The sequence below is a fragment of the Pseudomonas sp. DWP2-2 genome (assembly GCF_049897065.1).
GTDB classification, from domain to species: Bacteria; Pseudomonadota; Gammaproteobacteria; order Pseudomonadales; family Pseudomonadaceae; genus Aquipseudomonas; species Aquipseudomonas paracarnis.
On record NZ_JAFCVN010000001.1, the window covers coordinates 822,834 to 844,395 of the forward strand.

A 21,562-nucleotide genomic window follows, 5' to 3' on the forward strand; every position below is an offset into this window, starting at 1 on the left:
TCTCTCCTTATATCTGCTGATGCGCTGCCATCTTTCGGATTCCTCCCATTGACAGATGGCATAAACATTGACGCCGAACAGAGAGTTACATAAAGAGTGGAATCAAAGCGCACAGCACCGAACAAACAGCGTTGCCCTACAAATAATTAAGTTTCTTCCCACAGCAACTTCCAACTTGCCAGGGTTGAACATTCAGTTATCTATGCTTAGTCATCCAGCCTTGGAAAGCGGGCGGCAATCGCATCACCGGTCAAAGAGGGCACAACGCCTTGGGCCGTGTTGAACAAACGCAGTGTCACACAGTGCGGGTTTTCGCCGATGTCGAACCAGTGCGGTACACCGGCCGGGATGATCAGCAAGTCATTCTTCTCACAGCGCAAGCTGTACACATAGTCGCCTATGTGCAGCGTAAACAGCCCCTGGCCTGCGATGAAGAAACGCACTTCATCTTCACTGTAGGTACGTTCATCCAGGAACTGTGCGCGCAACTCGTCTTTCTGTGGATGGTCGTGGGTCACGCTGACCACTTCAACAGCGGCGTAGCCCAGAGCATCGATCTGCGCCTGGTACGCGGCGATCATCTGCGCCGCACTGGCGCCCTTTTCGATTGGGCTGGGCTGCCAGCGTTCGAACCGCACACCGTGCTCGGCCAGGGTCGACTGGATGTCGTCGGCATGGGTCAACACTTTGTTCGGGGTGTCCGGGGTGGCGATGGAGTAGACGGCTACATAGCTCATTGCACGGTTCCTTGGTTCGGCTCTTGCAATCGAAGGCCAATGATAATGGCGGCGGCCAGGGCCGCGAGGCTGGCGATACTGAACGTGAAGGTTGGCCCCAGCAGGTTCCAGCTGTAACCGGAATACAGGGCGCCGAGCGCACCGCCGGTGCCGGCCAGCGCGGCATAAAGGGCCTGGCCCTGGCCTTGCTGGCGGTCACCGAAACTGCGTTGCACAAAGGCAATTGCCGCCGCGTGGAAGCTGCCGAACGTGGCGGCGTGCATCAACTGCGCCACCAGCAGCAGCCAGAAAACCTCGGCAAATGAACCCAGCAGCCACCAGCGCAGCGCCGCCAGCAAGAAGCTGGCGAGCAGCACCCGGCGCACCGAAAAGCGCGCAAGAATACGGCTCATGGCCAGGAACATCAGTACTTCCGCCACCACCCCCAGCGCCCACAGCAGGCCGATCACGCCACGGCTGTAGCCCAAATGCTCCAGGTGCAGGGTGAGGAAGGTGTAATACGGGCCATGGCTCATTTGCATCAACGCCACGCAGGCATAAAACGCCAGCACGCCGGGGCTGCGCAATTGCTTGAGAAAGCCATCGCCGGCAAAGCGGTTGCCGTGGCTGGCCGGCTGCGCGTTCGGTACCCACAGGCTGGCGCCGATGATGCCGGCCATGATCACCACGACCACCACCGGGTAAATATCCAGGCTCAGCCAATCGAACAGGCGCCCCATGATCACCACGGTGAGGATGAAACCAATGGAGCCCCACAGACGAATCTGGCTGTAGCGCGAGGTTTGCTTGTGCAGGTGGGCCAGGGTGATGACTTCAAACTGCGGCAGCACCGCGTGCCAGAAGAACGCGTGCAGGGCCATCACCAGCGCCAGCCAGGCGTAGGTCTTGCTGACAAAAATCAGGCAGAAGCTGGCCAGGGTGCACACCGCGCCGAATCGCACAATGGCCAGGCGCCGGCCGGTGTAGTCGCCGATCCAGCCCCACAGGTTGGGGGCCACGCAGCGCATCAGCATGGGGATGGCCACCAGTTCGCCGATGCGCGCGCTGGAGAAACCGAGGTGATCGAAGTACAGCGCCAGGAACGGCGCGGTCGCCCCCAGCAGGGCGAAATAGAAGAGGTAGAAGCTGGAGAGGCGCCAGTATGGGAGCGGTGGGAGCATGTTATTGGGGCTGCTGCGCAGCCCAGCGCGAGCAAGCTCGCTCGCCACAACACGCTCGCTCATTGCCCCAGGCGATCACAGTTGGCCCAGTATCGGGGTACTCACGCGCACATCGGCATTTTGCCCGCGGTTGCGCAGCAGATGGTCCATCAGCACGATGGCCATCATGGCTTCGGCAATCGGTGTGGCACGGATGCCGACGCACGGGTCGTGGCGGCCCTTGGTGATCACGTCCACCGGGTTGCCGTGCACATCGATCGAACGGCCTGGCGTGGTAATGCTCGACGTGGCCTTGAGCGCCAGGTGCGCGACGATCGGCTGGCCAGAAGAAATACCGCCGAGGATGCCGCCCGCGTTGTTGCTGAGGAAACCTTCAGGGGTCATCTCATCGCGATGCTCGGTACCGCGCTGGGATACGCAGGCGAAACCGGCGCCGATTTCCACGCCTTTCACCGCGTTGATGCTCATCAGCGCATGGGCCAGTTCGGCGTCGAGACGATCAAAGATCGGCTCGCCCAGGCCTGGCTTCACGCCTTCGGCCACCACGGTGATCTTCGCGCCGACCGAGTCCTGGTCGCGGCGCAACTGGTCCATGTAGGCTTCCAGTTCCGGCACCTTGTCCGGGTCGGGGCAGAAGAAGGCGTTGTCTTCGACGCTGTCCCAGGTCTTGAACGGGATTTCAATCGGGCCTAACTGGCTCATGTAGCCACGGATGACGATGCCCTGGGTGGCCAGGTATTTCTTGGCGATGGCGCCAGCGGCCACGCGCATGGCGGTTTCACGCGCCGAGCTGCGGCCACCGCCACGGTAGTCGCGTTCGCCGTATTTGTGGTGGTAGGTGTAGTCGGCATGGGCCGGGCGGAACAGGTCCTTGATCGCCGAGTAGTCCTTGGACTTCTGGTCGGTGTTACGAATCAACAGGCCAATGGCGCAGCCCGTGGTGCGACCTTCGAACACTCCGGAGAGGATTTCGACTTCGTCCGGTTCCTGGCGCTGGGTGGTGTGGCGGCTGGTGCCGGGCTTGCGGCGGTCGAGGTCGCGCTGCAGGTCGTCCAGGCTCAGCTCCAGGCCTGGCGGGCAGCCGTCGACAATGGCGACCAACGCCGGGCCATGGCTTTCGCCCGCGGTGGTGACAGTGAACAGCTTGCCGAAGGTATTGCCGGACATGCAGGGCGCTCCGTGAAATCAGTTGAATCAAGTCAACCGTAATAACTTAAGACAGCCAGTATACGCAGGCTAACCGACTAGTTCATCCTCGAAACCTTACCGGTAGACGTTGGTCCAACCGGCACCTCTCCAATGATGGCGCTATGATGCTGCGAGTTCTGCTGTTCACCCTCACCCTGTTCACCGCCGTGGCCCAGGCCGCCTCCCCTGTTGTCTTGCAACGCCCGATCAGCCTGGACACCGGCAGCGGCCAACTCTTTGGCTCCCTGCTGTTGCCGCAATCGGATAAACCGGTGCCGGTGGTGCTGATCATCGCCGGCTCCGGCCCCACCGACCGTAACGGCAACAGCGCCGACGGCGCGCGCAATGACAGCCTCAAGCGCCTGGCCTGGGTACTGGCCCGGCATAACATCGCCAGCGTGCGCTACGACAAGCGCGGCGTGGCCGCGAGCCTGGCGGCCACGCCGGATGAACGCAACCTGACTTTGGAGGCGTATGTGGCCGACGCCGTGGCCTGGGGCAAATTACTCAAGGCCGACAAGCGCATGGGCCCGCTGATTGTGCTGGGCCACAGCGAGGGCGCGCTGGTCGCCGCCCTCGCCGCGCCGCAACTTGAACCGGCCGGGGTCATTTCCTTGTCTGGCAGCGCCCGCCCGGTGGACCAGGTTATCCGTCAGCAACTGGCCGATCACTTGCCCCCTGCCCTGCTGCTGCGCAGCAATGAAATACTCGATCACCTCAAGGCCGGCCAGGTGGACGCCGACGTGCCGCGCCCATTGGAGGGTATTTTCCGACCCAGCGTGCAGCCGTATCTGATCAGCCTGTTCCGCGCCGATCCGTCGGCCGCCTTTGCGCGCCTGGACATGCCGGCGCTGATCATTCAGGGCACCAACGATATCCAGGTTGGCGTAGGCGACGCCCGGCAACTGAAGCAGGCCAAGCCCGACGCGCAGTTGACGGTGATCGAAGGCATGAACCACGTGATGCGCATCGTGCCCAATAACGTGAAGCAGCAACTGGCCTCCTACAATGACCCGAAACTGCCGCTGGCTGCGGAGCTGGGCCAACGTATCGTCAGCTTTATCGAAGGACTTCAACCCCGTTAAGCGGCAATTGGCCTCCAGTCCTGGGAAAAACGGCCGATAAGTCCAGAGTCGACAGTAAAAAGACTGTCGGCTCGCAGGGCTTGGACAGGATCGCGCCGCATGACAACCACCGAAACAACACCCGAATCTACCGCCGAGACTACGGCCGCAACCGAAGCTGGCGCCGCAGCGGCCCTGCCGTGGGCCGACGTTCACGCCGAACATTTCAAGATGCTGCGCCTGGCCCCGCTGGCCACCGACCGCGCGACCGGCGCACGGCCGTTGCGCTTTGTGCAGTTCGGCTATGCCGAGCGCCATGATAAACACCACAGCCTGTTGCGCATGGTCATCCAGTTACCGGGCCAGCGAGTACGGCGCGAGCAGAACCACCTGGATATCTGGGTCGATCACGATAAACACCGCGTGCATTTCGGGCCCGGCAACAGCCTGGAAATCGAGCCGGCCAACCGCGGTATCGGGCGCTTCCTGGTGGCCCAAGGCGCCGCCTGGGCGAAGAAGAAGTGGTCACACTACCGCGTCGACGGCGTGGATCTGGCCAACAAGGACGCCCTCAACGAAGCCACGCGCCTGCGCCGCGATCACTTCCTGCGTATCCAGGGTTTCGATGTGGCCTACGCCGATGTGCAGCACCTCAAGGGCAATGTGCAACCCGGCAAGGTCAGCGACGTGCTGGACAGTTGGAACACCGAGAAAGTGCAGTTCGTGGAGATCCTGGAAGCCGCGCAGATGCTGCAACAGGCAGAGCAGAACCTGGCGGAGCAGGAAGTGAAGCTGCGCAAGGAAGAGGAAAAAGTCACCAAGTTCAAGCGTGAAGACAGCGGGCTGCGCTTCACCATCACCTGTCTGGTGGCGTTTACGGTGTTTCAGGCGGGGTTGTTGATCTGGATTGCCACACACCGCTGATAGATTGAAATGCAATCAAAATGTGGGAGCTGGCTTGCCTGCGATAGCGATGTATCAGTAGCACAAGTGCAAGCTGACCCACCACTATCGCAGGCAAGCCAGCTCCCACATTGACCGAGTTTCTGCAGTTATATCCGGGCAGCGAAAACGGCCTGGTGTTGGCGGCACTGCTCAGCCGTCAACATAAACACCCCATGCCCACCGCGCTTGAAGTCCAGCCAGGCGAAATCCACTTCCGGGTACAGCGCCTCGACATGCACCTGGCTGTTGCCCACTTCGACAATCAGCAGGCCCTTCTCGGTCAGGTGGTCCGCAGCTTCAGCCAGCATCCGGCGTACCAGGTTCAGGCCGTCGTCGCCGCAGGCCAGGCCCAGTTCCGGTTCGTGCTGGTATTCATCGGGCATGTCGGCGAAATCTTCGGCATCCACGTAGGGCGGGTTCGATACGATGAGGTCGAAACGCTGGCCGGGTAGCCCGTCAAAACCATCGCCCTGCACGGTGTAGACCCGCTCGTCGACGCCATGGCGCTCGATGTTCTGGTTCGCCACTTCCAGGGCTTCGAAGGACAAGTCTCCCAGCACCACTTCGGCCTCGGGGAATTCATAGGCACAGGCGATGCCGATGCAACCGGAGCCGGTGCACAGGTCGAGGATGCGTGCCGGCGGCTGGGCCAGCCAGGGTTCGAAGCGGTCTTCAATCAGCTCGCCTATGGGTGAACGCGGGATCAATACGCGCTCATCGACGATAAACGACATGCCGCAAAACCAGGCTTCGTTCAACAGGTAGGCCGTTGGCACTCGCTCATGGATACGGCGATGCAGCAAGCGCTGCACGTGGGAGATTTCCTCTTCTTCCAGGTTGCAATCCAAATAGCTGTCGGCGATTTCCCACGGCAGGTGCAAGGCGCCCAGCACCAACTGCCGGGCTTCGTCCCAGGCATTGTCGGTGCCATGGCCAAAAAACAGGTCTTCCCCATGGAAACGGCTGACAGCCCAACGGATATGGTCGCGCAAGGTGCGCAGGCGGGAAGTGATCACGGGGCAAGCTCCTGGAAAAAACGACTGGCGATTCTAACAGCCTTCACCTGTACCGACGATGTACGAAAAACCTGGCGCCGTACGTCGGATTTCATCGAATCTGCCCGCATTGTGTTAAACAGGCCTGCCTCTTGACATGGCTGCACGCCAGCAACGGCGTACCTTACGATAGTAGCGATTCACAGAAGCGCTCAGCCAGTGGACAATGTCGCAAAAGCCCCACTCACAGGAGCCCCAGAATGTCCGTTCCAAAGACGATGTTTCAACTCAGCGGTCGCGGTTACGCAGCAGCCAACCTCAATCATGCGACCCTGGTGATCATCGACGCCCAGAAAGAATACCTCAGCGGCCCGCTCGCCCTCTCGGGCATGGACGCGGCGGTAGAGAACATCAAGCAGCTTGTGACCGCAGCGCGCAGTGCCGGGCGCCCGATTGTGCATGTGCGGCACCTGGGCACCGTGGGCGGCCTGTTTGACCCCCAGGGCGAGCGCGGCGAATTCATTCCGGGCCTTGAGCCTGAGGGTGACGAAACCATCATCGGCAAACTGCTGCCCAGCGCCTTCCATGGCACCGGCCTGGAAAAACACCTGCAAGACCTCGGCTCCCTGGACCTGATCGTCTGCGGTTTCATGAGCCACTCCAGCGTCAGCACCACCGTGCGCGCGGCCAAGAACCTGGGCTTTCGCTGCACCCTGGTGGAAGACGCCTGCGCCACCCGCGACCTGCCCTACAAGGGCGGTATCCTGAGCGCCGAGCATGTGCAGCAAACCGAAATGGCCATCATGGCAGACAACTTCGCCACCCTGGCGCTGGCCAAAGACTTGATCTGATGCTGCTGGCGGTGAGCGGCGTGTTTATTGCTCCGCTCATCCGCAAAGCCCTCTCATTTGGCGCATTTACCTCTCCCCCCGGAACAACCTGTGTATCTTCCGGTCGAAGGGCCGATACCCTGGAGGAAAGGTCGGAATGAAGATATCCGATGGTTTTGATGCTCGTCGCTTGCGCCCCAAGGGCCCGAGCAATTGGCGTCTGCGCCTGGTAGCGTGCATTGCCGCGTTGCTGGCGCTAGTAGGCTTGTTGTTGGCGGGCGCTGGTGGCGCCGGTCTGTTTGGGCATTCGCCCGCCCTGGGCGAACTGAATGCCAGCCCGGGCGGCTCGGCACTCCTGCTGGGGATCGGCTTGCTGGTGCTGTGGTTGGGCGTGTGGTTGTGGCGTCGCAGCCGCCGGAAAATGCGCCAGCCGCTGTCGTTGAATATCGCCTCTCACCTGATGAAAAAGCACGACTGATGGCGCTTGGATAGCGTTTCCTGCGCCCTGGCCGCCGCGATTTAGGTAAACTGCCCGCCCTTCGCGGAGGCTGACATGCAAGACGACGATTTTTCCCTGTTCAAAAACGAGCTGCGCGGCGTCAAGCCGATCAAGCACGACCGCGCCGACACCGGCAAACCCAAGACTGACCGCGCGCAGATCGCCAAGCTGCGCCAGGCCGCGACCGTGCGCACCGATGCCACTACCGTGGACGGCCTGTCGGACCAGTTCGTGATCGACGTCGGCCCCGAAGATGAACTGATGTGGGCGCGCGACGGCGTGCAGGAAAGCCAGATGCGCAAGCTCAAGGCCGGCCAGATTCCGTTCGAAGGCAGCCTCGACCTGCACGGCATGACCGTGGAAAAAGCCCGGGAAACCCTCTGGGCCTTCCTGGCCGAAGCGACCAAATTCGAAATCCGCTGTGTGCGCGTCACCCATGGCAAGGCTGTGCGGTTGGACGGCAAGCGCCCGATGATCAAGAGTCACGTCAATACCTGGCTGCGCCAGCATGCCCAGGTGCTCGGCTTTACCTCCTGCCAGGCTCGTCACGGCGGTGCCGGCGCGGTGTATGTGATGCTCAAGCGCACCATGATGGAAGGGCGCGACGAGTAACAAGTGCCATCGTCAGGCTTGCAGCGATGTGTCCGCCACCGTAACCTTGCGCTTTGCGAAAATCCCACAGGTAGTTTCATGTCCCTGGAACAGAATTACACCGCGATCCTCGGCCAACTCGGCGAGGACGTGTCCCGCGAGGGCCTGCTCGACACGCCAAAGCGTGCCGCCAAGGCAATGCAGTATCTCTGCCGCGGTTATGAACAGACACTCGAGGAAGTCACCAACGGTGCCTTGTTCAGCTCTGATAACAGCGAAATGGTGCTGGTCAAGGACATCGAGCTGTACTCGTTGTGCGAACACCACCTGCTGCCGTTTATCGGCAAGGCCCACGTGGCGTATATCCCGAGCGGCAAAGTGCTGGGTCTGTCGAAGGTCGCACGCATTGTCGACATGTATGCGCGCCGCCTGCAGATCCAGGAAAACCTCAGCCGCCAGATCGCCGACGCCGTATTGGAAGTGACAGGCGCCCTGGGCGTGGCCGTGGTGATCGAGGCCAAGCACATGTGCATGATGATGCGCGGTGTGGAGAAGCAGAATTCGTCGATGATCACCTCGGTGATGCTGGGTGAGTTCCGCGAGAACGCGGCCACCCGCAGCGAATTTCTCAGCCTGATCAAGTAACCGGCTGGGCAGGAAGGAACCGGCGTTCATCGCCGGTTTTTTTTCGCCTGCAGAAATCAGGTAAGCTGCGCCCCCTCAGTCATGGGCAAGAGGTTTCAGCCATGTTCGTCAAAGCACTTCGAGTGGGCCTCGGCCACGTCATCATCGCGGGCGACTTGCTTACCCGCCCACGCAAAAAGCAACGCCCTGCCGAACAACAGGCCAAGGTCAATGCTGCGGCCAAGGACCTGACCCTGTATCAGTTCCACGCCTGCCCGTTCTGCGTGAAGACCCGTCGCACCCTGCACCGCCTGAATGTGCCGGTGGCGCTCAAGGACGCGAAGAACAACGAGCAGGACCGCCAGACCCTGCTGGAGCAAGGCGGCAAGATCAAAGTGCCGTGCCTGCGCATCGAAGAGAACGGCCAGACCACCTGGATGTATGACTCCAAGGTGATCATTGACTACCTGGACAAGCGCTTCGCTGCGATCTGAAGTACGCGGCGATCAATGTAGGAGCGAGCTTGCTCGCAAAAAACGTCAACGATAACGGGGGCTGCCTGAATAAACGCGGTGCCTGTGAGTTCTTCGCGAGCAAGCTCGCTCCTACAGAAATCAGGTGGGTATTGTCAGGTCGAGATCCAGCAATGCCGAACCCAGGCACTTGCCGTGGGCGTCCAGGGCCAGCGAGCGGGTTACGCCGCCGCGCAGGATTCCCGGCAGGACAAAGTTCAGCGCCTGCACGTTCGGCAACTCATGGCGCTGAACCGGTGCCGCATCGGGATCGCGTAAATCGGCAAAGAACTCGGCCACGCGCTCAGCCGTCAGCTGTTCACACAGTAACGGATAATCCTCGGCGCGATAGGCAATGATCGAGATGTTCGACGTGTCGCCCTTATCCCCGGTGCGGGAATGGGCCAGCCTGTGCAGTTTCATTCTTCGATCCTCGGTTTGACCGCTTCACGGGGCAACAGCAACGACGCCACCGCCACCACCTGACGCACGCTCTTGCTCGCCCCACCGCCGCCGGCCGGGCCGTTGGTGTAGAGGGTCTCCACTTCATTGCCGACCCGCACGGCGTCGCTGCGCTCGTCACACCGGGCGGCAACCCGCAGGCGCACTTCCCAAGGCTCGACGCTGCTGCGAGGGCCGTGCAATGAATCCATGCCGATCAACTCGGCACGCAGGTCCTGCATCTTTACGCCGATCAACGCGAGACGCTTGAGCACCACTTCCCGCGCCAACTCGGCCCGCGCGACAGCGCCGGGACCACCGTAGGACATCTGCCCTTCACCAATCCAACCGTCCAGATAACCGACGCTGACCTTGAGTTGATCAGGCCGGGCACGCCCACTGGCTCCCTGGGCACGCACCCGGTCCACGCCCTCCTCGACAAACCCCACCAGGGAAAAGTCGGCCGTCACATCCGGGGTCAAATAAGCTGCCGGGTCGTGAACTTCATAAATCAGTTGTTCGACGCAGGTCGCGCGGCTGACCCGCCCACCCGAGCCTGCCACCTTGGTGATCACTGCGTTGCCGTCGGCGTCGATCTCGGCCAGGGGAAAGCCCAGGCGCGCCAGATCCTCCACATCCTTGAAGCCTGGATCGGCGAAATAACCGCCACTGACCTGCCCCGCGCACTCAAGCAAATGCCCCACCAGCGTGCCCCGGCCCAGTCGCGGCCAATCATCGAAGGCCCAGCCGAACTCGAACATCTGCGGCGCCAGGAACAGCGAAGGGTCGGCCACGCGCCCGGTGATCACCACATCGGCGTCGGCGCGCAACGCTTGAACAATGCCCTCCACGCCCAGGTAGGCATTGGCAGAAATCAGCCGCTCACCCAATGCGCCTACGGTCTGGCCGTTATCCAGCAACTGCTCGGCAGACAAGGTATGCAGCACGTCATCCCCGACCACCGCCACAACCTTGAGGCCCAGGCCCAGCTCGCCAGCAATGCGCCGTACTTCACTGACCGCCGCCAGCGGGTTGGCCGCGCCCATGTTGGTGATCACGCGCAGGCGTCGACGCCCCGTCCCCTGCCCCACAAAGGGCAAGACACGGCGCATGCGCTCAGCCAGCAGCGGGTCATAACCGCCTTGCGGGTCGCTGATACGCGCCTGTTGCGCCAGGGCGATGGTGCGTTCGGCCAGGCATTCGAAGACCAGGTAATCCAGGTCGCCGTGTTTGGCCAGTTCCACGGCGGGTTCTATACGGTCGCCGGAGTAGCCGGCGCCGGAGCCGATGCGCAAGGTGTTCATGTCAAATCACTCCCAGGAGCAACGCCGTCAGGGTCATCAACACCGAGGCGGCAAACAGGAAAGGAATGGTGAAGCGCTGGTGATCGGCCAGTTCGATCTTGCACAGGCCCACCAGCAGGAAGGTCGCAGGGGTCAGCGGGCTGACCGGGAAGCCGGTGGTGTGCACGCCCAGCAGCGAAGCCTGGGCCACCTGAAGCGGGTCGACGCCCAGGGCTTTGCCGACTTCGGCGATCACCGGCATCACGCCGAAATAGTAGGAATCGGGGTCAAACAACATGCTCAGGGGCATGGACAAAAAGCCCACGACGGCCGGGATCAACTTGCCGTGGCCCGCCGGAATCTGCGCCACCGCCACTTCGGCGATGGCCTTGAGCATGCCGGTGCCTTGCATGATGCCGGTAAATACCCCGGCCGCGAGCAGGATACTGGCCATGGTCAGGGCGGTTTTCGCATGAGCGTCAATGCGCGCACGCTGGACGTCCACGTTGGGATAGTTGATGCACAACGCAACCACGGTGCCGAGCATGAACATCACCACCGGGTCGACCCAGCCGGCGATCATCACCACCATCACCAGCACGGTCAGCACCAGGTTGACCCAGAACAACCGTGGACGGCGCAGCTTGATGTCGTCATCGCTGAGCACTCGTTGCGGCACCGCCTCCACGCTGGAACCGGCGCCCAGGCCCAGGCGTTTTTCTTCGCGATGGCCCAGCCACCAGGCGCAGGCGAAGACAAAGATCAACCCGACGATCTGCACCGGGATCAGTGGCTGGAACAGGTCGGCCACTGGCACATGCAGCGCCGCCGACGAACGCAGCACCGGGCCGGTCCAGGGCAGGAAGTTGACGCCGGCGGCCATCGCACACACGCAGGCGAGGATGCGTTTATCAATGCCCAGCCGCGTATACAGCGGCAGCATCGCCGGCACCGTCACCAGAAAGGTCACCGCGCCAGAGCCGTCCAGGTGCACCAGCAACGCCAGGGTCGCGGTCCCCACCACAATCCGTGTAGGACGCGTGCCGACCGTGCGCAGGATGCGATCAATGATGGGATCGAGCATGCCCGCGTCGGTCATGATCCCGAAAAACAGGATCGCGAACACAAACATGCCGACCACAGGGGCGACGTTCTTGATACCGGTAATGATGAAGGCACTGGTTTGCAGGCCGAAGCCGCCGATCAGCGCAGCGATGATCGGCAAGGCGATCAAAGCCACCAGTGGCGAGAGGCGCTTGCTCATGACGGCAGCGAGCAGGCACAGGATGGTGATGACACCCAGGGTTGCGAGCATGGGTTACTCCAGGGCGGCCTGGTTGGCCGGTTATTGTTTTCCCTGAAGTATTGGAAGCGGGTTAGTCTTTGTAAATTGGAATATTCGGCCTAGCACGTTCGGAAAAACAAAATGAAAAACTCGATCCAGCACATCCAGGCGTTCCTCGCGGTGGCCCGCACTGGCAGTTTCACCAAAGCGGCCAACGAGTTACACCTTTCGCCGTCGGCCCTCACCGTGCAGGTGCAACAACTGGAAGATTGGCTCGGCGTCGCGCTGCTCGACCGCAGCCCGCGCCACGTGAGCATTACCGCTGCGGGCCAGGAGGCGCGCGGGCCCATGGAAAAACTGCTGCTGGACCTGGACAACATCGTCACTGGCTCCCGCGACCTCGCCGCCTTGCGCCGCGGCGTGGTGACCATTGCCGCCTTGCCCTCAGTCTGCGCAGGCGCTCTGCCCCCGGCCTTGCGCCTGTTTCGCGAACGCTTCGCCGGCATCGAAGTGCGCCTGCATGACCTGGTGGCCCAGCGCATTCACGCAAAGGTCCGCAACGGCGAAGTGGATTTCGGCATCGGCGTGCGCGCCCGCCTGAGCCACGGCCTGGACTTCGTGCCCGTGCTTAATGATCGTTTGTGCGCATTTGTGCCGTCAGGCCATGCGCTCGCCCGCCATCGCCAACTGACGCTGGAACAATTGGCGGACCAGCCGATCATCCTGACCGGGCGCGACAGCAGTGTGCGCGAGCAAGTGGACACGCTGTTCGATGAGACACGGTTGACGCTGAACGCCGGCATGGAGGCCAACTACATGTCGACCGTATTGGCCTTGGTGCGCCAGGGCCTGGGCATCAGTGTGTTGCCGGAGTCAGCGGCCGATAGCCTGGAAGGGTTGAAGCGGATCAGCATCGATCATCCCGGGGTGAATCGGGAGATCGGGTTGATCAGCCGTAGCGGGATGGGCTTGAGCCCGGCGGCGCAGCGCTGCTTTGAACTGCTCAACAAAGCACTGCCTGACACGCCGCCGCGCTGAATGTGGGAGCAGGCTTGCCTGCGATGCAGACACCTCGGTTTAGCCGGGGCACCAGGGTGACGCTATCGCAGGCAAGCCAGCTCCCACATTGGACCGAGGGAATCAGTCGAGCATCGCCACGTACTTGGGATGACTGGCCACGCGCTGCAACCACGCCTGCACCGCCGTATACGGCGCAAGGTCAAAGCCGCCTTCATGGGCCACATGGGTGTAGGCATACAACGCAATATCGGCAATGGAAAACTGCTCGCCCACTAAATAAGGCGTGGCTTGAAGCTGACGCTCCATCACCCTCAAGGCCTTGTAACCGCCTTTGTGGGTGGTCTTGTATTCTTCCAGCCGATCCTCGGGCATGTTCAGGTAAAACTGAATGAACCGCGCCACCGCAATGTAGGGCTCGTGGCTGTATTGCTCGAAGAATTGCCACTGCAGGACTTGCGTGCGCAGGCGCGGTTCGGTCGGCAGGAATTCGCTGCCATCGGCGAGGAAGTTGAGGATCGCGTTGGACTCCCACAGGCAGGTGCCATCTTCGAGCTCCAATACCGGGACCTTGCCATTGGGGTTCTTGGCCAGGAACGCCGGGGTCTGGGTATCACCCTTGAGGATATCGATATCGATCCATTCATACGGGATGCCCAACAGATTGAGCATCAATTTGACCTTGTAGCAATTGCCCGACTTGTAATCGCCATAAACCTTGTACATGGGGCTCCCCTTTTTCGCCGCGCTGACCGAATGCTTGCGCCCACAAGGTGCGGGTATCGAAGGCTTGTTTCAAGGCGTCGTGCAGAATAAATCCCTTGGCCTGGGCCTTTCATCCCTTTTCGCCGAGATAATCGAAAACATTATTTGCTTTATTTGTATACAAAAGCATAATTCGCTTCGTGCGAGTTCCTGACCTTTTGGTCAACAAAGCCCGCCAGTACCTCAAAGCGCGGTTGCCCACTCATGTAACCGGCGCTGGAAATAACAATAAAACGATTGAGGAGTACTCGCTGTGGATAGCCGTAAAACCGAAGCCCCTACGTTGGATCTGGCCGCGCCCCGAGGCGGTTGGCTGGAGCGCCTGTTCAAACTGCGCTTGCATGGCACCACAGTGAAGACCGAGCTGATCGCCGGCCTCACCACCTTTATCACCATGGCCTACATCATTTTCGTCAACCCCAACATCATGGCCGATGCCGGTATCGATCACGGCGCGGCTTTCGTCGCCACCTGCATCGCCGCCGCGCTGGGCTGCCTGTTGATGGGCCTGTACGCCAACTGGCCAGTGGGACTGGCGCCGGGCATGGGCTTGAACGCGTTTTTCACCTACACCGTGGTCGGCACCATGGGTTACACCTGGGAAACCGCCCTCGGTGCGGTATTTGTCTCGGGTGTGCTGTTCATGATCCTGACGCTGTCGCGTATCCGCGAATGGTTGCTCAACAGTATCCCGGTCAGCCTGCGTCATGCCATGGGCGCGGGCGTGGGCCTGTTCCTGGGGGTGATCGGCCTGAAAACCGCCGGCATCATTGTCGACAGCCCGGCCACCCTGATCAAGCTCGGCTCCCTGCATGAACCCGCCCCACTGCTGGCGGCGGTGTGCTTCCTGCTGATCGCCATCCTGAGTTACCACCGCGTATTCGGCGCGATCCTGATCAGCATCATCGCCGTGACCCTGGCGGGCTGGGGCCTGGGCCTGGTGCATTACAACGGCATTCTCTCTACCCCACCGAGCCTGGCACCGACCTGGATGGCCATGGACGTGATGGGTGTGTTCAATGTGAGCATGATAAGCGTGGTATTTGCCTTTCTTTTTGTACACATGTTCGACACTGCCGGTACACTGATGGGCGTTGCCCAACGCGCCGGGCTAGTCAAGGCAGACGGCAAGATCGACAACCTGTCTCGTGCGTTAAAGGCCGACAGTGCTTCCAGCGTGTTCGGCGCCATGGTTGGCGTGCCGCCCGTGACCAGCTATGTGGAAAGCGCTGCCGGTGTAGCTGCCGGCGGCCGCACCGGTTTGACTGCCGTGACCGTAGGCATGCTGTTTGTGGCGGCGATGTTTTTCGCGCCGCTGGCCGGCATGATTCCCGCCTATGCCACGGCGGGCGCATTGATTTACGTGGCAATGCTGATGATGGCGAGCATGGCCCATATCAATTGGGATGAAGCCACCGACAGCATTCCGGCTATCGTGACCGCGATCATGATGCCGTTGACATTTTCGGTCGCCGACGGAATCGCCCTGGGCTTTATCACCTATGTGGCGTTGAAGGCCGGCACCGGCAAGTACCGTGAGATTTCCATCAGCCTGTGGGTGCTGTGCGCGATCTTTATCGCCAAGTTCATCTTTCTGTAGTTCAGGAAGGGCTGAAAAACCGCCTCACCTTCGGGTGGGGCTTTTGCACGTAAGGGAGAACTGTAGATGAACCTGGATACCTGGCTGTTGTTCAGCGGCGCTGCGCTGGTGGTGATCCTGATCCCCGGCCCGCTGTCATTGCTGATGATCAGCAACAGCCTCAACTTCGGTCTGCGCCGCTCTTACCCGGCGTTTCTGGGCGGCGTATTTGCTTCGATCTGTCTGCTGAGCGCCTCGGCACTTGGCCTCGGCGCGCTGTTGCTGGCATCCGAGCAATTGTTCAGCGCACTGAAGATCGTCGGCGCGCTGTACCTGTTCTACCTCGCCTGGCAAAGCTGGCAGCAATCGCGGCTGCCGAGCGCAGGCGCCGAAGTGCCAACGTCCCCGGCTGTGCCGCGCTTTGGTGCGTTGTTTGGCCGGGCCTTCGTACTGGGGGCCAGCAACCCCAAGGACATCCTGTTTTTTGCGGCCTTCCTGCCGCAGTTTCTCAGCGCCGAGCAGGCGTTTTTACCGCAATTGTTGATCATGATCGCCACCTGGACGGTGCTCGACCTGTTGTGCAAGTTGGCTTACGGCTTGGGCGCCCATGGCGCCGCGCGGTATTTGCGCAGCGGTTCGGGCCAGAGCTGGTTCAACCGCACCAGCGCTGCGCTGTTTGGCGGCGCCGGTGCAATGGCTCTCATCAACGCTAAGGGTTCAATTTGACGAAATAAACAGTGGGGGCCAGCTGTCCCTTTGTGGGCCACTGGATACCGGCCACAATCCGCACCAAGCGTTGTTCTTGCATCGCGTTGTCAACCGCCCTTAATAAAGCAGAGTCAGGGTGGGAGTTGATGGCTACCCGAACCCACTTGTCCGAAAGCTTCGTTCTCACGCTAATTCGCCCTGTCTCAAACCATTGGTAGGCCACGTAGTAAATTGTGCTCGAACGGGGATGAGTCACGACTGATTCAATACTGTTTTCTCCAAGAGGTAACCCTGGGCGTCGCACAGACAAGTCCACAATGCGGTAACCCTGCTGCTCCAACACGGTTCTGACGGCGGCGCGCTCTGCTTCAAGCCTCTGCGTCCTGACCGGTGTGACAGCATATTGCAGGCTCGGGTCTAACGGATGAGGCGGTATGAAGTCTACACGCGTGAAGCCGGGCGCCTTGCCTTCAAAACCGATGTATAGATATTCGCTGCGCCGTTCATTAGGTCGCAACATCCGCAGTAAATCATCCGTTTGACCGCTCCTCGCAGGAGGCGCGGGTAGCCATTCGTCCAGCGTCGCGCGGATGTCGAGCAAATGGCTTGCCGTGGCAGCCCGGGAAGGACCTGACAATTCAACCAACCTTATGACGGCAAACGTTCGAGCGTCATTCGTCAGGGTGGGAAAGGCCATGGTCACATACTGCCTCAACGGCCTGTCGAACAGTGCCGGATGATTTTGCCACCCGCCTGAAGGCAGGCGTGATACGGGAATAGGCTGGTCGCGAATATCAGTGCTTGTCCAGCGCATGATATCGGTTAGCGCGGATCGCCCCGGTGGCTCATTTCGGGTGATAAACACCAGGCCGTTCAACGGTGCACGATCACCCTGCGGGAGCATCCGGTAGAAACCGCTGTTCGGATCCTGGATGGCGGTATAAGGAGGCGCCACGCGTAAAAACCTGGCATTGAGCTCAGAACCTCTGGGACCCACGCCTACCTCAAACACGCCAGCCGCCGGAAAGTCCACAATTTGACTGGGTTGGACTTGAACACGCCAACTCAGCCACTGAGTATCCGTTGTACGTGACTGCACAATCCGGTTCTCGGTAGCCGTGCGCGTACGAGGGGGTTGCCAATCCGGCAATGGGGAAACGGGCCATGGGTTATGCACCCCGGAGCTGGGCCCAGGTTGTGGCGCATTCATGCCCAACAACCACTCTTTAGGCTCTTGAATGTTGATGACCAACTCATCCAGCCCCGGTTCCCGGCTATTTCGCAGGCGAAATACCTCTTCGCTTTCGCGCTGGTAAACCGGGTAATGGTGCGTATCGTCCGCTATGAACTGCTCGCCGTTCTTGACATGCACGCCTTGCCTGCCCGGCCCTTTCAACGCTACGGCGCCCTCGGGCTTACCCTTGATTCTGAAACGCTCCAAGAGCTTCGATTGCGTCACCAGCGACGAAGACGCGCTGGGCAAATGACTACGTATTGCCATCGGCAAGCGACGGATACGACTCAGAACCTTCATCGGCGAACGCATACCTATGACCTTACCGCCCTTCACTTTGGGAACAGGCGCAAAGTCTGTCGCCAGTTCGACCGCCAGAAACAGGGTCATGAACGCCACATCCACGGCATCGTTAGGGTCGCCAAAGCGATGATAGCGTCGGGCAGCCAACAGCAAATCATGGAAGTCGTTAGCCTTACCGAATAACGGAATCAAAATACCCAGCAACCCGCGCCGGGTGGCCTCGCTCTGCTCTTCAAGACGTTGAACCCGATAAGTCGCCAACATCCAGCTGGAGTTACTGACGGCTTGAACCCGCCCTTGCAGCTCCAGCGAGCTGGCCGCGTACAGCAGTGCCCTGGCGTCACGGTAGGTGGTGGGCGCCACCGCCAACCAGTTCGACGGTGCACTGGCAATCTGCTCGTGGATCAGCTCTTCGATTTCATTGACCGCTGGCGTAGGCTCAAGGTGCGTGATTTTGAATGAGCGGAAAAACTCATAGCTCCTCCACACACCTTCGAAGAATGAAAAACCGGCGAGGATAGGGTCCACGTCATAAATCGAGCTGGTCTTGTTTGTTGCATCGACGTTATGGGCGATGGCCTCGAATGCCCAACCCGGTGCAACCTGTCGCGCCAGAACCTTAACGTAATCGGGCTCTGCAGCCATACGATTGAGCGCCGCCAGGGCTACTCCCACACTGGTGTATTCGCTGATGACCAAGGCTTGGGGCGCGGCCGGCCAGTAAACCACGCAGCGTCCGCTGGCCTGGTCCGCCATCACCACAATGCCTGCGATGTAACGATCATGCAGCATCGTGTGTCCTACCAAATGAACCACACTGAGCGTCAGCCGATGCCCGTTCTTTAACAGGTCTTCAGCCGTGCGGGCTGCCATTGCAACCTTGAACAGGCTCTGCGCCTGGGCGCTCAAACCCTGGGCGGCCGCTGAAAAAAGCTGCATCTGCGCGCAGTCCCGCAACGTGCGATTTATCAGCACAGGGATACGTTCTTCCCTCTGACCGCTCGCCCCCGCAGGGTAAAATGCACGGTGGGCCCGTATCGCGTAATTACCGCCGATATCCAGCGAAGACACGGTGTTGATCAGATAATCGGCGTTCAGTCGCTGGCGCCACTGCGGTTGCAGATAGCGGCCGCGTGTCAATCGCGGGCGTGTCCAGGGTGCTTGCGAGTCAAGGTTATGCAACGCCAGTTGCAGCATGCTGAACGTGTGGCGTTTGAGGCTGGGTGTCACGATGACTTTGCGATCGCCCGGCGTGCAGCGACTTTCGTGGCCACAAAAACTGCTGTAGGTGTCATCCGGCAAGTCGATCAACGGCTTGTCGATGTCCAGTTCCGGGTAAAAACCGTCTTCAGTCAAACGAGCGATCAACGCACTGCGGGCGAAGGTGTCCAGGTCAGGCAGGATCTGCACGAGCCCGCTTTCAGCGGCAGCGGCACTGCCCAGGCACCTGCGCTTGAGGCGTTGGAATTGTTTGACTTGGGTAGGCGTTGCGCTGGCCAGCCACGCTGGGGAACTTTTCATCTCAAGCGCAACTTTACGCAGCACGTCCACATTGGCCAACGCCTGGCTCAAAGCATGGTTGGGAGGAAACGCCAGATGTTGGTGCAGCTCGACCACCCACAACAAGCGGCTGACCATCGCATCCTTCACCTCGCCGAAAAGCCCCGTCATGCCACCGATGCGTTTGCTCAACCCTGCGTAGTACATCACCAGGTTTTTCAGCGAGAGACCCGTGGGGCTGATGTAGACAGGCTCGTAACGCACAGCCAGCGTGTTGCGCACCGCATGGGCGCGCAAGTCGTGGAGCTTATCCCGTTCGACACAACCCCATAACCTGGAATAGTCACTGCTGCCCAGTGTCGCTTTGAGCCCCTGCGTCAGCGCCTCCAGGCCGGAAAAAGCCATAAGCCCGCCATAATCTCCAAACGCATACAGCACCACCGGAATTGCGCCTGCCGGTTTTTTCAGCGCGGTCACTCGCGTCACCACCCACAGGTTATGCAGCGGATAGAAGGCATCCGGCGCGCTGCCCACCGAGACCGACAGCACCTGGGTTTGACTGCCAGGGCGTTTGCGCGCTGCAGGCTGGTCCAGCACTTCGCTAATCACGTCACGATGCGCCGTGGATATGAGCTTGAGCTGGTGTTGCAACTCAACCTCACAGCGCAATGCTTCGACCTGGGCGCTCAAAAACAGCGCAGCACGCCTGCGCCCTCCCCCAGGGCGCGCAAGCCAGAACGGCAAATCGAACAGTTGATGCTGCGCATCCTTGATCTGTGCGCTCAACACCTGCGTGTGCTCCTTGCGCTGACGCTCGAGCGCCAACACCTGCTCAAACGCCGCGCTCTGCGCACTCGGATCATCCTGGTTAAGCAACGCAACCAGGCCTTTTTCATAGCGTTTGACCTGTTGCTCTGCCGTAAGCCGGGCCAGCTCGGGCATCGCACTGGCAAACAGGATTTCTGGCTCCCGTCGCTGCCGGTCCCAGATAAGTAATTGGTCGCACACGTTGTGCAGCCGGGCGCTGCCTGCCAGCCGTTTGCGAGCTTGCTCGATCGAACGGAGAAAGGCCGTGGCCGACAACGTTTCAGGCCGCGGCCTGCTTGCAGCGAACACATGCGCGTGATTGATCGCCAGCGCGCAGGCCAACTCATTCGCCCACTGGCCATCCAGCAACGCCCGGGCGCTCAGAGCCAACGCATCCTCCGTCACCGCCGCGCCACGCACGACAACGGAGGCTGGGCTCAGGTGATCGGGTCGGCATAATTGGTGACGACGCTTTAGTGGCAAGCATTGCCAGAGTTCATCGAACAGCGTCTGACTGGTCAACGCCAACAGGCCGCATTGAAGCGAGAAGAACGACGGGTACTCGTAAAAATGGCGGGCCACGCCCGGCAGGTAAATCACATGCGGCGCACCCTCGGGGTCGCCGTCTCGATAAATATGCAGTGCCCCGGGAATCGCGACTGCAGGCAAGCCTGGCCACATCAATTGGCTTACCCGCACGCTGGCCCAACTGCCCCCGGCGCGCTGGCGCGCCTCGGTGTCGGGGGCATCCACCAATTGCTGGACCAGGGTCATTCCCGCAATGGAAATCTCATCCAGTTGCCGTGCCATGAAAGCCTGCTCGGCAAAAGCTGCGGCGTATGATTCAGCCCAGCGTTCCTGACGTGTGTGCCACGATCCATGCGCCAAGGCCTGCCAATATTCCGTTACCGCTTGAGGCAGCCGCTCCAGCAGGTTCATCGCGATCATGCGTCGCAACACCTGCAAAGGCGTATACGGCAGCCGACGGTTTGGATCGCCCTTGACACTCAAGGAGGTGAATTGATTGAGGTTGTCCGGTACCGAAGGCAATGCCAGCGACAGCAGCGCCCGGTCGGTCAAACTGTCAACTTTGGCGGCCGCCCCCGGCAATGCCGCCTGGGTAAACAGCAGGCTGTCGGGGTCAATTTCAAATTCCTTGCGCAGCGCGGCACGAATCACTCCCAGAACCCGGGGCGCATGACCTATCAAGCGGGCGAGCACTCTGGTCGACTGGAAACACCGCCGGTCGGCCTCCGCGAGCTGGTTGATCAGGCGGCCGGGCTGGGGATGAGTGTTGATGCGCCGAGTCAGTTGATCGCGCATCTGCTGCACGCGTTCGGCAGTGATATCCGGATCATCTGAATAGATGTTGCCGATGGCTGAAGTCATGGTGCTTTCTTCTTGATGGAAGGACAAACACCAGCCTAGGCAGCGTCGCGGCTCAAAAGGCGTTAGATAATTGAACACACCACGGGCGAAAAAAAGCCCGCAGTGT

Annotated in this window: 19 protein-coding genes; 10 read left to right on the forward strand and 9 right to left on the reverse strand. The window is 60.7% G+C overall.

Annotated elements, in window-relative coordinates:
• Positions 1–206: 206 nt before the first annotated feature.
• From ACP7CZ_RS03610 to aroC, 3 genes are all read right to left on the reverse strand, one after another.
• On the reverse strand, positions 207–737 hold the full coding sequence (locus ACP7CZ_RS03610) for a 1,2-dihydroxy-3-keto-5-methylthiopentene dioxygenase (protein ID WP_057977005.1): 531 nt from the start codon (positions 735–737) through the stop codon (positions 207–209).
• Positions 734–1,897 (reverse strand): MFS transporter, encoded by a 1,164-nt coding sequence (locus ACP7CZ_RS03615; RefSeq protein WP_294182672.1) that lies wholly within the window; start codon positions 1,895–1,897, stop codon positions 734–736. Before ACP7CZ_RS03615 ends, ACP7CZ_RS03610 begins: the two co-directional genes overlap by 4 nt.
• A 75-nt stretch (positions 1,898–1,972) precedes the next feature.
• On the reverse strand, positions 1,973–3,064 hold the full coding sequence (gene aroC / locus ACP7CZ_RS03620; protein WP_003192786.1) for a chorismate synthase: 1,092 nt from the start codon (positions 3,062–3,064) through the stop codon (positions 1,973–1,975).
• Positions 3,065–3,207: 143 nt separating this feature from the next.
• Between aroC and ACP7CZ_RS03625 the strand changes: the two genes are divergently transcribed.
• Together ACP7CZ_RS03625 and ACP7CZ_RS03630 are read left to right on the forward strand one after the other, a co-directional pair.
• Positions 3,208–4,170 carry an alpha/beta hydrolase gene (locus tag ACP7CZ_RS03625; protein WP_019818577.1) on the forward strand — a complete coding sequence of 321 codons (963 nt, stop codon included), beginning with the start codon at positions 3,208–3,210 and terminating at the stop codon, positions 4,168–4,170.
• Positions 4,171–4,269: 99 nt separating this feature from the next.
• A complete protein-coding gene (locus ACP7CZ_RS03630) occupies positions 4,270–5,073 on the forward strand; it encodes a hypothetical protein (protein WP_034126144.1) in 804 nt (267 codons plus the stop codon).
• A gap of 128 nt (positions 5,074–5,201) precedes the next feature.
• Here the strand turns inward: ACP7CZ_RS03630 and prmB are convergent, their stop codons facing one another.
• Complete coding sequence (prmB, locus tag ACP7CZ_RS03635) at positions 5,202–6,110, reverse strand: 50S ribosomal protein L3 N(5)-glutamine methyltransferase (protein ID WP_057709807.1); 909 nt, start codon at positions 6,108–6,110, stop codon at positions 5,202–5,204.
• Positions 6,111–6,349: 239 nt separating this feature from the next.
• Between prmB and ACP7CZ_RS03640 the strand changes: the two genes are divergently transcribed.
• The 5 genes from ACP7CZ_RS03640 (at position 6,350) to ACP7CZ_RS03660 (ending at position 9,127) form a co-directional block, all read left to right on the forward strand.
• Entirely contained in the window at positions 6,350–6,940 is a 591-nt protein-coding gene (locus tag ACP7CZ_RS03640) for a cysteine hydrolase family protein (RefSeq protein WP_014719280.1), read from the forward strand.
• 136 nt (positions 6,941–7,076) lie between these two features.
• Positions 7,077–7,397, forward strand: a complete 321-nt coding sequence (locus ACP7CZ_RS03645; protein WP_054896326.1) for a hypothetical protein — start codon at positions 7,077–7,079, stop codon at positions 7,395–7,397.
• Between the two features lie 75 nt (positions 7,398–7,472).
• Positions 7,473–8,030, forward strand: coding sequence for a Smr/MutS family protein (locus tag ACP7CZ_RS03650; RefSeq protein ID WP_003192796.1), 558 nt, complete (start codon positions 7,473–7,475; stop codon positions 8,028–8,030).
• A 78-nt stretch (positions 8,031–8,108) separates the two neighbouring features.
• Entirely contained in the window at positions 8,109–8,654 is a 546-nt protein-coding gene (gene folE / locus ACP7CZ_RS03655; RefSeq protein ID WP_014719282.1) for a GTP cyclohydrolase I FolE, read from the forward strand.
• Between the two features lie 101 nt (positions 8,655–8,755).
• The gene (locus ACP7CZ_RS03660; protein WP_054896327.1) at positions 8,756–9,127 is read left to right on the forward strand and encodes a glutathione S-transferase N-terminal domain-containing protein; all 372 of its coding nucleotides are present in this window, start codon (positions 8,756–8,758) and stop codon (positions 9,125–9,127) included.
• Between the two features lie 120 nt (positions 9,128–9,247).
• Here the strand turns inward: ACP7CZ_RS03660 and ACP7CZ_RS03665 are convergent, their stop codons facing one another.
• From ACP7CZ_RS03665 to ACP7CZ_RS03675, 3 genes are read right to left on the reverse strand one after another with little or no spacing between them, the layout of a single operon-like run.
• Positions 9,248–9,568, reverse strand: coding sequence for an AtuA-related protein (locus tag ACP7CZ_RS03665; RefSeq protein ID WP_020302240.1), 321 nt, complete (start codon positions 9,566–9,568; stop codon positions 9,248–9,250).
• The gene (locus tag ACP7CZ_RS03670) at positions 9,565–10,890 is read right to left on the reverse strand and encodes an acyclic terpene utilization AtuA family protein (RefSeq protein ID WP_294363540.1); all 1,326 of its coding nucleotides are present in this window, start codon (positions 10,888–10,890) and stop codon (positions 9,565–9,567) included. Before ACP7CZ_RS03670 ends, ACP7CZ_RS03665 begins: the two co-directional genes overlap by 4 nt.
• Position 10,891: 1 nt before the next feature.
• Positions 10,892–12,184, reverse strand: a complete 1,293-nt coding sequence (locus ACP7CZ_RS03675) for a CitMHS family transporter (protein WP_127881058.1) — start codon at positions 12,182–12,184, stop codon at positions 10,892–10,894.
• A gap of 111 nt (positions 12,185–12,295) precedes the next feature.
• On the opposite strand from ACP7CZ_RS03675, the gene ACP7CZ_RS03680 reads away from it, so the two are divergent.
• Positions 12,296–13,192 (forward strand): LysR family transcriptional regulator, encoded by an 897-nt coding sequence (locus ACP7CZ_RS03680; protein ID WP_105227523.1) that lies wholly within the window; start codon positions 12,296–12,298, stop codon positions 13,190–13,192.
• Between the two features lie 102 nt (positions 13,193–13,294).
• Here ACP7CZ_RS03680 and ACP7CZ_RS03685 read toward each other — a convergent pair whose 3' ends face one another.
• On the reverse strand, positions 13,295–13,897 hold the full coding sequence (locus ACP7CZ_RS03685) for a glutathione S-transferase family protein (protein ID WP_096144245.1): 603 nt from the start codon (positions 13,895–13,897) through the stop codon (positions 13,295–13,297).
• A gap of 292 nt (positions 13,898–14,189) precedes the next feature.
• On the opposite strand from ACP7CZ_RS03685, the gene ACP7CZ_RS03690 reads away from it, so the two are divergent.
• Positions 14,190–15,536, forward strand: coding sequence for an NCS2 family permease (locus ACP7CZ_RS03690; RefSeq protein ID WP_252949802.1), 1,347 nt, complete (start codon positions 14,190–14,192; stop codon positions 15,534–15,536).
• A gap of 66 nt (positions 15,537–15,602) precedes the next feature.
• On the forward strand, positions 15,603–16,241 hold the full coding sequence (locus ACP7CZ_RS03695; protein WP_054896333.1) for a LysE family translocator: 639 nt from the start codon (positions 15,603–15,605) through the stop codon (positions 16,239–16,241).
• Here ACP7CZ_RS03695 and ACP7CZ_RS03700 read toward each other — a convergent pair.
• Positions 16,225–21,456: a dermonecrotic toxin domain-containing protein gene (locus ACP7CZ_RS03700; protein WP_294182618.1), complete on the reverse strand. Its 5,232-nt coding sequence runs from the start codon at positions 21,454–21,456 to the stop codon at positions 16,225–16,227. The genes ACP7CZ_RS03695 and ACP7CZ_RS03700 overlap by 17 nt on opposite strands.
• Between the last annotated feature and the right edge of the window lie 106 nt (positions 21,457–21,562).

Excerpts from the sequence above, each read along its gene's own strand:
- ACP7CZ_RS03610 (WP_057977005.1), bottom strand. The coding sequence starts at position 737 with ATGAGCTATGTAGCCGTCTACTCCATCGCCACCCCGGACACCCCGAAC.
- ACP7CZ_RS03615 (WP_294182672.1), bottom strand. The coding sequence starts at position 1,897 with ATGCTCCCACCGCTCCCATACTGGCGCCTCTCCAGCTTCTACCTCTTC.
- aroC (WP_003192786.1), bottom strand. The coding sequence starts at position 3,064 with ATGTCCGGCAATACCTTCGGCAAGCTGTTCACTGTCACCACCGCGGGC.
- ACP7CZ_RS03625 (WP_019818577.1), top strand. The coding sequence starts at position 3,208 with ATGATGCTGCGAGTTCTGCTGTTCACCCTCACCCTGTTCACCGCCGTG.
- ACP7CZ_RS03630 (WP_034126144.1), top strand. The coding sequence starts at position 4,270 with ATGACAACCACCGAAACAACACCCGAATCTACCGCCGAGACTACGGCC.
- ACP7CZ_RS03640 (WP_014719280.1), top strand. The coding sequence starts at position 6,350 with ATGTCCGTTCCAAAGACGATGTTTCAACTCAGCGGTCGCGGTTACGCA.
- ACP7CZ_RS03645 (WP_054896326.1), top strand. The coding sequence starts at position 7,077 with ATGAAGATATCCGATGGTTTTGATGCTCGTCGCTTGCGCCCCAAGGGC.
- ACP7CZ_RS03650 (WP_003192796.1), top strand. The coding sequence starts at position 7,473 with ATGCAAGACGACGATTTTTCCCTGTTCAAAAACGAGCTGCGCGGCGTC.
- folE (WP_014719282.1), top strand. The coding sequence starts at position 8,109 with ATGTCCCTGGAACAGAATTACACCGCGATCCTCGGCCAACTCGGCGAG.
- ACP7CZ_RS03660 (WP_054896327.1), top strand. The coding sequence starts at position 8,756 with ATGTTCGTCAAAGCACTTCGAGTGGGCCTCGGCCACGTCATCATCGCG.
- ACP7CZ_RS03665 (WP_020302240.1), bottom strand. The coding sequence starts at position 9,568 with ATGAAACTGCACAGGCTGGCCCATTCCCGCACCGGGGATAAGGGCGAC.
- ACP7CZ_RS03670 (WP_294363540.1), bottom strand. The coding sequence starts at position 10,890 with ATGAACACCTTGCGCATCGGCTCCGGCGCCGGCTACTCCGGCGACCGT.
- ACP7CZ_RS03675 (WP_127881058.1), bottom strand. The coding sequence starts at position 12,184 with ATGCTCGCAACCCTGGGTGTCATCACCATCCTGTGCCTGCTCGCTGCC.
- ACP7CZ_RS03680 (WP_105227523.1), top strand. The coding sequence starts at position 12,296 with ATGAAAAACTCGATCCAGCACATCCAGGCGTTCCTCGCGGTGGCCCGC.
- ACP7CZ_RS03685 (WP_096144245.1), bottom strand. The coding sequence starts at position 13,897 with ATGTACAAGGTTTATGGCGATTACAAGTCGGGCAATTGCTACAAGGTC.
- ACP7CZ_RS03695 (WP_054896333.1), top strand. The coding sequence starts at position 15,603 with ATGAACCTGGATACCTGGCTGTTGTTCAGCGGCGCTGCGCTGGTGGTG.
- ACP7CZ_RS03700 (WP_294182618.1), bottom strand. The coding sequence starts at position 21,456 with ATGACTTCAGCCATCGGCAACATCTATTCAGATGATCCGGATATCACT.